The organism is Streptomyces sp. SID486 (assembly GCF_009865385.1).
Lineage (GTDB): Bacteria > Actinomycetota > Actinomycetes > Streptomycetales > Streptomycetaceae > Streptomyces.
Map to the genome: position 1 here is coordinate 21,610 of NZ_WWJT01000452.1, position 9,618 is coordinate 31,227.

The following is a 9,618-nucleotide window of genomic DNA, read 5'->3' on the forward strand; positions in this document are numbered from 1 at the left end:
AGGAGCCCCACGCGATGCCCAGCAGTACAGGAGGACGACGGTGACCCGGCGCGTAGTGATCACCGGGGTCGGGGTGCGCGCCCCTGGCGGCTCGGGGACGAAGGAGTTCTGGGACCTGCTCACCGCCGGCCGCACGGCCACCCGGCCCATCAGCTTCTTCGACGCCTCCCCCTTCCGCTCCCGGATCGCGGGCGAGGTCGACTTCGACGCCGCCGCCGAGGGCTTCTCGCCGCGGGAGGTACGGCGCATGGACCGCGCCACCCAGTTCGCCGTCGCCTGCACCCGGGACGCGATGGCCGACAGCGGACTGGACACCGGCGCCCTCGACCCGTCGCGGATCGGCGTCGCCCTGGGCAGCGCCGTCGCCTCGGCGACCAGCCTGGAGAACGAGTACCTGGTGATGTCGGACGCCGGCCGCGAGTGGCTGGTGGACCCGGCGCACCTGTCGCCGTACATGTTCGACTACCTCAGCCCGGGCGTCATGCCCGCCGAGGTCGCCTGGGCGGCCGGCGCCGAGGGCCCGGTCACCATGGTGTCCGACGGCTGCACCTCCGGCCTGGACTCGGTGGGCTACGCGGTGCAGCTGATCCGCGAGGGCAGTGCCGATGTGGTGGTCGCGGGTGCCGCCGACACACCGGTATCGCCGATCGTGGTCGCGTGCTTCGACGCCATCAAGGCGACGACGCCCCGCAACGACGACCCGGAACACGCGTCCAGGCCCTTCGACGGCACCCGCAACGGCTTCGTCCTGGCCGAGGGCGCCGCCATGTTCGTCCTGGAGGACTACGAGGCCGCCAAGCGGCGCGGCGCGCACATCTACGCCGAGGTCGGCGGCTACGCCACCCGCTGCAACGCCTACCACATGACCGGTCTGAAGAAGGACGGCCGCGAGATGGCCGAGTCCATCCGGGCCGCCCTCGACGAGGCCCGTCTGGACCGCACCGCCGTCGACTACGTCAACGCGCACGGCTCCGGCACCAGGCAGAACGACCGCCACGAGACGGCCGCGTTCAAGCGCAGCCTCGGTGAGCACGCCTACGCCGTGCCGGTCAGCTCCATCAAGTCGATGGTGGGCCACTCGCTCGGCGCGATCGGTTCCATCGAGATCGCCGCGTCGGTCCTGGCCATCGCGCACAACGTCGTACCGCCGACGGCGAACCTGCACACACCCGATCCCGAGTGCGACCTGGACTACGTGCCGCTCACCGCGCGCGAGCAGCGCGTCGACACGGTGCTCACCGTGGGCAGCGGCTTCGGCGGTTTCCAGAGCGCCATGGTCCTGCACCGCCCGGAGGTGGCCGCGTGAGCAGCCGTTCCCACAAACGTGCCGTCGTCACCGGCATCAGCGTCGTCGCACCCGGCGGCCTCGGCACCGAGCGCTACTGGAAGTCGCTGCTGACCGGTGAGAACGGCATCGGCGAACTGTCCCGTTTCGACGCCTCGCGCTACCCGTCCAGGCTGGCCGGGCAGATCACCGACTTCGACGCGTCCGAGCACCTGCCCGGCCGGCTGCTTCCGCAGACCGACATCTCCACCCGGTACGCCCTCACCGCCGCCGACTGGGCACTGGCCGACGCGGGCGTGGGCCCCGACTCCGGCTTCGAGGACTACGACCTGGGCGTCGTCACCTCGACCGCCCAGGGCGGCTTCGACTTCACCCACCGCGAGTTCCACAAGCTGTGGAGCCAGGGCCCCGAGTACGTCAGCGTGTACGAGTCGTTCGCGTGGTTCTACGCCGTCAACACCGGCCAGATCTCCATCCGCAACGCGATGCGCGGTCCCAGCGCCGCTCTGGTCGGCGAACAGGCCGGCGGGCTCGACGCGATCGGGCACGCCCGGCGCACGGTGCGCCGCGGCACCCGGCTGGTGCTCAGCGGCGGCGTGGACTCCGCGCTCGACCCCTGGGGCTTCACCTCGCAGCTCGCCGGCGGCCTGGTGTCCACGGTCACCGACCCGGAGCGCGCGTATCTGCCCTTCGACGCCGATGCCTCCGGCCATGTGCCGGGCGAGGGAGGCGCCGTCCTCATCGTCGAGGACGCCGACTCCGCGCGCGAGCGCCGAGCGGAGAGGATCTACGGCGAGATCGCCGGCTACGCCGCGACGTTCGACCCGGCACCCGGTACCGGGCGCCCGCCGGCTCTGGGCCGCGCCGCCCACCTCGCCCTCGCCGAAGCGGGTCTGACGCCCTCCGACGTCTCCGTGGTGTTCGCCGACGGCGCGGGCGTCCCGGAGCTCGACCGGGCCGAGGCCGATGCGCTCGTCCGGCTCTTCGGCCCGCGCGGCGTCCCGGTCACCGCGCCCAAGGCCCTCACCGGACGGCTGTGTGCCGGCGGCGGCCCCGTCGACGTCGCGGCGGCCCTGCTCGCCCTGCGCGACCAGGTCATCCCGGCGAGCGGCCGGACCGCCCGGGTGCCCGACACGTACGGCATCGACCTGGTGACCGGTGAACCCCGAACGGCCGCCCTGGACACCGCCCTGGTGCTCGCCCGCGGCCGGCACGGCTTCAACTCGGCCGTCGTCCTCACCACCCCCCGCCCCTGACCTCGTCCAAGGAGACACGGAAATGGCCCAGCTGACCCTCGACGCCCTGCGCACCATCCTCGTCGCCTGCGCGGGGGAGGACGACAGCGTCGACCTCTCCGGCGACATCCTCGACGTCACCTTCGAGGACCTCGGCTACGACTCCCTCGCCCTCATGGAGAGCGCCTCCCGCATCGAACGCGAGTTCGGCGTCTCGCTCTCGGACGACGACGTCAACGAGGAACTCACCCCCCGCCTGCTGCTGGACCTCGTCAACGCCACGGTGGCCGAAGCCGCCTGACGGCCGTCACCACGCCGCGGGGGCACGCACTCCGGTGCGTGCCCCCGCGCCCGCCTGTGCCCGAACCCGCCGAAGGAGTACGTCCCATGGCCCAGACCGCCGCCTTCCCCACCGTTCACCGCAGTGAGCACACCGTGACGGTCGCCGCACCGGCCGAGGCGCTGTACGCGCTGGTCGCCGACGTGACGCGGTGGCCCGCCGTGTTCGAGCCGACCGTGCACGTGCGCCACCTCGCCCGGGAAGGACGGACCGAGCGGTTCGAGATCTGGGCCGAGGTGAACGGCGAGGTCGCGCACTGGCGTTCGCGCCGGGTGCTCGATCCGCGTCGGCTCTACGTGTCCTTCCGCCAGGAGCACAGCCGGCCGCCCGTGACGTCCATGTCCGGCGGGTGGCTGTTCCGGCGGCTGGACGACGGCGGCACCGAGATCGTTCTGCGTCACCGGTTCACCGTCGTGGACGACGACCCCGTGGCGGTGTCCCGCGTGGAGGAGGCCCTCGACCGCAACAGTGCCCGCGAACTCGGTGCCCTCGCCGCCCTCGCGGAGACCGGCCACGCCGTGGACGACCTGGTCTTCTCGTTCACCGACACGATCCCGCTCCAGGGCGCGGGCGCGGCCCTCGACGCCTACACCTTCATCGAGCGCGCCGACCGCTGGGCCGACCTGCTGCCGCACGTGGCCCGGGTCGAGCTGACCGAGCCGGAGCCGGGCGTGCAGTGGCTGGAGATGGACACCGTGACGGCGGACGGCTCCGCCCACACCACGCGCTCGGCCCGGATCTGCCGGGCGCCCGAGTGGATCGCGTACAAGCAGCAGCGCACCCCGCGGCTGCTGTCCGGGCACAGCGGCGAGTGGACGTTCACGCAGACCCCCGAGGGACCGGTGGCGACCGCCCGCCACACGGTCGCCGTCGACCCGGGCGGCATCACCGAGGTCCTCGGCCCGGACGCCACTCTCGCCGACGCCCGCGCCTACCTCCGCGACGCGCTCGGCCGCAACAGCCTGGCCACCCTCCGGCACGCCACCGAAGCGGCCCCCGGCGTCCAGGGCCGCTGACACCTCGGGCCCGGCCTCCCGCCGCCCGGCCGCCGCACGGCCGCCGCACGGGAAAGCCGGGTTCCGCCTCCGCCTCGGCCGGCGTACCGGTGCGCCACACCCGAACCCGAGCCGCGCGCCCCGAACAGCACCGGTGCCTCGGACAGCGCACCGGTGCCTCGGGGTCTCGTCCCGGGCCTCGTCGGCCGGGCTCAAGCCGTAGTGGAGGCCCCTTCGAGCCCGCCCGGCGAAGGTGGCGGCATCGACCATCTCGCGCTCTGGAGGAACCGGTGACCGCCACCGCAGTCCGTACCGACGTCTACGCCCAGGTCCAGCACTTCTACGCCCACCAGATGCAGGCCCTGGACGGGGGCCGCTTCACCGAGTACGCCGCCACCTTCACCGAGGACGGCACCTTCCAGCACTCCCCCGCCGCCGAGCCGGCCGTGGGCCGCGCCGGGATCGTCGCGGAACTGGAGCGGTTCCACGAGCGCTTCGAGGGCGACCCGGTGCAGCGCCGCCACTGGTTCAACCACATCGCCCTGGAGCCGCAGGCCGACGGCTCGCTGCGCTCCACGGTGTACGCCCTGGTCGTCACGGTCCGTCCCGGCGGGAAGCCGGAGATCGCGCCGAGCTGTGTGGTGCACGACGTCCTGGTCGTGACCGAGGAGGGCGTGCACACCCGCTCCCGCCTGGTCACCCACGACCAGCTGGCCTGAGCCGCCCGTGCCGACCCCGCCCGCGCTCGCCCCCGGCCGCCCGCTGCTCGTCCACGGCACCGTCGGGGAATGGGCGGCGCGGGCGGCCCGGCGCCCCGGGCACCCCGATGACGCGGAGCGTCTCGAGGCGTTCCGCGACGACCGGATGCGCCGGCGTTTCCGGGCCTCCCGGCTGCTGCTCCGCACCACCCTCGGCGCGCTCTGCGACCGCGATCCCGACCGGGTCCGCCTGGCCCGCACCGCTCTGGGCCGCCCGTACGCCCCCGGCCTGCCGGAGCTGGACTTCAGCCTCAGCCACACCGGGTCCCTGCTGGCCGTCGCGGTCCTCCGCGGCGGCCGTGTCGGAGTCGACGCGGAACACGAGGGCCGCCCCATGTCCGTCCTGGAGCACCGGATGTGCACCCCCCACGAGCGCGCCGGACTGGACGCACGGGGGCTGCGCGGAGCCGCGCGCGACGCGGAGCTCCTGCGCTTGTGGACCCTCAAGGAGGCCTACACCAAAGCGCTGGGCACGGGACTGCGCCACCCGCCCCGCACCTTCGGCCTGGACGCCGCCGACCCGGCGGGCCGGCCGGTCCCGCGGGACGCGGCGGGCACCCCGCTGACCGGCCGCCTCACCACGGCCACGCACGTGCTGGGCGGGGTGCTGGTCAGTGTGGTCGCGGTACGTCCGAGCCGGGAGCCGGTGGAGTTCGAGCCGGGCTCCAGTCGCTGAGCCGACGATGAACCAGATCCATGATGTCGAAGAGGAGGCCCACATGTCCGGACCGACTGCCGGAGTGACTGCCCGTACGGCCGGGGGACCGGGGGACGGCAGGCCGGAGCTGGCGGAGGTCGCCGACGGCGTGTTCGCCTACATACAGCCCGACGGCGGCTGGTGCCTGAACAACGCCGGCCTGATCGTCTCGGGTGACCGCGCGGCCCTCGTGGACACCGCGGCCACCGAGGCGCGCGCCCGGGCGCTGCGCGCGGCGGTGCTCTCTGTCGCCCCGAGCGCACCGCAGGTCCTGGTCAACACCCACTTCCACGGCGACCACACCTTCGGCAACTTCGTCTTCCCCGAGGCCGTGGTCGTCGGCCACGAGCGCCTGCGCACGGAGCTGGCCGAAGCCGGCCTGCACCTGACGGGGCTGTGGCCCGACGTGGAGTGGGGCGACCTCGAACTCGTCCCGCCCGCCCTGACCTTCCGCGACCGGCTCACCCTGCACATCGGCGACAAGACCGCCGAACTGCTGCACCTGGGGCCGGCCCACACCAGCAACGACACGGTGGTCTGGCTGCCCGCCGAGCGGGTCCTGTTCACCGGCGACCTGGTGATGAACGGTGTGACCCCGTTCTGCCCCATGGGCTCGGTCGCCGGCACCCTGGAGGCGCTGGACACGATGCGCGCCCTCGCGCCCGAGGTGGTCGTCACCGGCCACGGGGCGGTCGCGGGACCAGGGGTGTTCGACGAGACCGCGGGATACCTGCGCCTGCTCCAGGACCTCGCGAAACAGGGACTCGCCGAGGGGCTCGACCCGGTCGCCCTGGCCCGCCGCACCGACCTCGGCCGGTACGGGCGGTGGCTGGACGGCGAGCGGCTCGTCCCCAACCTCTTCCGGGCGTACGCCGAGGAACAGGGCGAGCCCCGCGGCTCCCGTGTGGACATGAGCGAGCTGTTCCGCCGCATGGTCGAGTACCACGGCGGACTTCCCGCCTGCCACGCCTGAGCGCCGGGCGCTCACGGGCGCGCGGCGATCTCTGCGGGCGCCGCGTCCCACGCGGCGAAGGCCCCCCGCCGGTACAGCAGCGGGCGGGCCTCCTCGCGCATCCGGACCTGCTCCATCCGCCCGACGAGCAGCCGGTGGTCGCCGGCCGGGATACTCCGCTCCAGGGTGCACTCGGCGTGACCGAGCACACCGTCGAGGAGCACGGGGCAGTCGGGCACCGTCTCGCCGCGCCGCCACGCCACTCCCTCGAACTTCCAGTCGGAGCGCCCCGCGAAGGTCCGGGCGAGTTCCTCGCCCCCCTCGGCGGACAGCAGGTGCAGCGCGAAGACCTCCGAGCCGAGCACCGCGGGCAGCGTGCGCGAGCCCTCGTCCACCGACACCAGCAGCAGCGCCGGGTCCAGGGACACCGCGCAGAACGCGTTGCACGTGAAGCCGAGCGGTCTGCCGTCCGGGCCCACCGTGGTCACCACCGCGACGGCCGTCGGTACGGATCCGAAGAACTCGCGGAATGCCTCAGGCCCCAAAGCCATGCCCCTCACCGCCGTCACATCGCACGTTCGCAGCGCCGGGCGGACCCCGGCCACGCTGGACAGCGTCGCCGGGTTCTCTGGAGGTCACCTGGACTCCCGCTGGAGCCCGGGCACCGGACTTCCGCGGCGATCACGGGAGCACCCGCAGAGGGGCACGAAAAATGCCCTCCGACACTGCTTTTCGCAGTTCAGAGGGCATTTGATCTGTGGAGCCTAGGGGAGTCGAACCCCTGACATCCGCCATGCAAAGACGGCGCTCTACCAACTGAGCTAAGGCCCCGGAAAACAGCTCCCGGCCGGACCGAGTGGGTTCCGGCGGGTGCCGCAGACCAGAGTACCGGGTCACCCCCCGTATCTCGCAAAAAGATTGGGGGTCCCCGCGAATGACCACTCTCCGTAAGATGCTCGACGTGGTTCGCTACAGCGAACCGCGGTTTTCAGGGGAAGCGATGGGGAGACGCAATGGATGCCGCACAGCAGGAAGCCACCGCCAGAGCGCGGGAGCTGCAGCGGAACTGGTACGGGGAGCCGTTGGGGGCGCTCTTCCGTAAGCTCATAGACGATCTCGGGCTGAACCAGGCGCGGCTCGCGGCGGTCCTCGGCCTGTCGGCCCCGATGCTCTCGCAGCTGATGAGCGGCCAGCGCGCGAAGATCGGCAATCCGGCGGTGGTCCAGCGGGTGCAGCTGCTCCAGGAGCTGGCGGCCCAGGTCGCGGACGGCAGCGTCAGCGCCGCCGAGGCGACCGAGCGGATGGACGAGATCAAGAAGTCCCAGGGGGGCTCCGTGCTCAACAACACCACCCAGACCACGAGCAGTTCCGGTGCGCCCACGGTGAAGCGCGTGGTCCGCGAGATCCAGTCACTGCTCCGCTCGGTGGCCGCCGCGGGTGACATCATCGATGCCGCTGACTCCCTCGCTCCGAGCCATCCCGAACTCGCGGAGTTCCTCCGCGTCTACGGCGCCGGCCGCACCTCCGACGCCGTCGCGCACTACCAGTCCCACCAGAACTGACCCCCGGGGGCCTGTCTCCACGGGGGGAGCCGGGCCGGCCGGGTCGTACCGCTCGTCCCCTGGGTAGGGAGGGGAGCGAGGGAGCCGAGGGGGGCAAGGGGCCCGGGGGGCTCCACGGGGCCAGTGGGAGGAGCGGCGGCTGCCATGGGTGAGGTCTTCGCCGGCCGGTACGAGCTGGCCGACCCGATCGGACGCGGGGGCGTGGGCGCCGTATGGCGTGCCTGGGACCACCGCCGACGGCGTTACGTGGCCGCCAAGGTCCTCCAGCAGCGGGACGCGCACTCCCTGCTCCGCTTCGTCCGGGAGCAGGGGATGCGCATCGACCACCCGCACGTCCTCGCCCCGGCCAGCTGGGCCGCCGACGACGACAAGGTCCTGTTCACCATGGACCTCGTCGCCGGCGGCTCGCTGGTCCACCTGGTCGGCGACTACGGCCCCCTCCCGCCGGCCTTCGTGTGCACCCTGCTCGACCAGTTGCTGTCCGGGCTAGCCGCCGTCCACGCGGAGGACGTCGTGCACCGGGACGTCAAGCCCGCCAACGTGCTCCTCGAAGCGACCGGTACGGGCCGGCCGCGACTGCGGCTGTCCGACTTCGGCATCGCCATGCGGCTCGGCGAGCCCCGGCTGACGGAGACCAACCTCGTGGTCGGCACGCCCGGTTACCTCGCCCCCGAGCAGATGCTGGGCGCCGAACCCGACTTCCCCGCCGACCTGTTCGCCGTCGGCCTGGTCGCCCTGTACCTCCTCGAAGGTGCCCGGCCCGACGCCAAGGCGATCGTCCGGCACTTCCTGGAACACGGGACGCCCGGCCCGCCCACGGGCATTCCGGAACCGCTCTGGCAGATCGTCGCCTCGCTGCTCCAGCCCGACCCCGCGGACCGCTTCCGCACCGCCACGGGAGCGCGCAAGGCCCTCGCCGGCGCCGCGGAACTCCTGCCGGCACCGGGCCCGGAGGACGACCTCATCGAGGTCTTCGACCAACTCGGCCCACTGCCCCCCGGATTCGCCCCGGACGGCCCCCTCCGGCAGGCGTCCGGCGTCTCCTTGGACCTCATCCCGGGCACGACGTCGTCGACGACGCTGCGAAAGCCCCGGGATCCGCGGACGGGGACCGGGCCGGGAGCGCGGACCGGGCTGGGGGCTGAGACCGGGCCGGGGGCAGGGACCGGGCCGGGGGCAGGGGCCGAGTCGGGGGCAGGGGCCGAGTCGGGGGCGCGCCAGGACCCTGGGGCGGGAGCCGGGTCGGGGGCGCGCCAGGACCCTGGGGCGGGAGCCGGGTCGGGGGCGGCCTGGTACCCGGGTGCCGGAACCGGCTCGGGACCGGGCTCGGAGGCCGGTCCCGGCGCGGAGAACGGTACGGGGGCCGGTCCCGGCGCACATGCCGACGCGGGTACGGGTGCCGGTACCGGGCCCGCTGCTGGTACGGGTACGGGTGCCGGGGGTACAGGCGCCGGTACGGAACCGGACACGCCCACGCACACCGGGTCCGTGTCGGACACGGGTAGTTTCCGGCTGCCGCCGCCGCAGCACCCGCCGGTAGCCGACCCGGCCCGGGTACCGCCTCCGGTACAGCCCGCGGTGCCACACGTGTCCCCGCACTCGCCCCCGCACCACCCCACATGGCACGCCCCCACGCCGGGGCCGCCCGCCGACACCACCACCACCGCCGCCTACACCGCCCGCGACCCACAGGCGGCTCCCCATCCGTCACCCCCGCTCACGCTGCCCCCGTCGGCACCGACCCCGCTCGCACCGCCTCCCTCGCCGACGGCGCACACGGCCCCCGCCCCGGCC

10 protein-coding genes and 1 tRNA gene are annotated in these 9,618 nt (G+C 73.6%); 9 read left to right on the forward strand and 2 right to left on the reverse strand.

The window, feature by feature from the left end; all coding sequences use genetic code 11:
• Positions 1-40 precede the first annotated feature (40 nt).
• The 7 genes from GT045_RS21130 (at position 41) to GT045_RS21160 (ending at position 6,283) form a co-directional block, all read left to right on the forward strand.
• A complete protein-coding gene (locus GT045_RS21130) occupies positions 41-1,306 on the forward strand; it encodes a beta-ketoacyl-[acyl-carrier-protein] synthase family protein (protein WP_161287189.1) in 1,266 nt (421 codons plus the stop codon).
• Positions 1,303-2,541 (forward strand): ketosynthase chain-length factor, encoded by a 1,239-nt coding sequence (locus tag GT045_RS21135; protein ID WP_161287190.1) that lies wholly within the window; start codon positions 1,303-1,305, stop codon positions 2,539-2,541. The genes GT045_RS21130 and GT045_RS21135 overlap by 4 nt, the downstream gene beginning before the upstream one ends.
• A 22-nt stretch (positions 2,542-2,563) precedes the next feature.
• Entirely contained in the window at positions 2,564-2,821 is a 258-nt protein-coding gene (locus GT045_RS21140; RefSeq protein WP_161287191.1) for an acyl carrier protein, read from the forward strand.
• 86 nt (positions 2,822-2,907) lie between these two features.
• Positions 2,908-3,876: an aromatase/cyclase gene (locus GT045_RS21145; protein ID WP_161287192.1), complete on the forward strand. Its 969-nt coding sequence runs from the start codon at positions 2,908-2,910 to the stop codon at positions 3,874-3,876.
• 269 nt (positions 3,877-4,145) lie between these two features.
• Positions 4,146-4,574 carry a nuclear transport factor 2 family protein gene (locus GT045_RS21150; RefSeq protein ID WP_161287193.1) on the forward strand — a complete coding sequence of 143 codons (429 nt, stop codon included), beginning with the start codon at positions 4,146-4,148 and terminating at the stop codon, positions 4,572-4,574.
• A gap of 7 nt (positions 4,575-4,581) precedes the next feature.
• Entirely contained in the window at positions 4,582-5,289 is a 708-nt protein-coding gene (locus GT045_RS40495; RefSeq protein ID WP_161334508.1) for a 4'-phosphopantetheinyl transferase superfamily protein, read from the forward strand.
• 43 nt (positions 5,290-5,332) lie between these two features.
• On the forward strand, positions 5,333-6,283 hold the full coding sequence (locus tag GT045_RS21160) for an MBL fold metallo-hydrolase (protein ID WP_237538611.1): 951 nt from the start codon (positions 5,333-5,335) through the stop codon (positions 6,281-6,283).
• Between the two features lie 11 nt (positions 6,284-6,294).
• On the opposite strand, the gene GT045_RS21165 is transcribed toward GT045_RS21160, so the two are convergent.
• Both GT045_RS21165 and GT045_RS21170 read right to left on the reverse strand, forming a co-directional pair.
• Positions 6,295-6,813, reverse strand: a complete 519-nt coding sequence (locus GT045_RS21165; protein ID WP_161287196.1) for a flavin reductase family protein — start codon at positions 6,811-6,813, stop codon at positions 6,295-6,297.
• A 207-nt stretch (positions 6,814-7,020) separates the two neighbouring features.
• Positions 7,021-7,093: transfer RNA gene (locus GT045_RS21170), tRNA-Ala, on the reverse strand.
• A gap of 182 nt (positions 7,094-7,275) precedes the next feature.
• Between GT045_RS21170 and GT045_RS21175 the strand changes: the two genes are divergently transcribed.
• Positions 7,276-7,824 (forward strand): DNA-binding protein, encoded by a 549-nt coding sequence (locus GT045_RS21175; protein ID WP_161287197.1) that lies wholly within the window; start codon positions 7,276-7,278, stop codon positions 7,822-7,824.
• A gap of 144 nt (positions 7,825-7,968) precedes the next feature.
• A partial coding sequence (locus tag GT045_RS39915) for a serine/threonine-protein kinase (protein ID WP_237538610.1) occupies positions 7,969-9,618 on the forward strand: 1,650 nt, incomplete at its 3' end.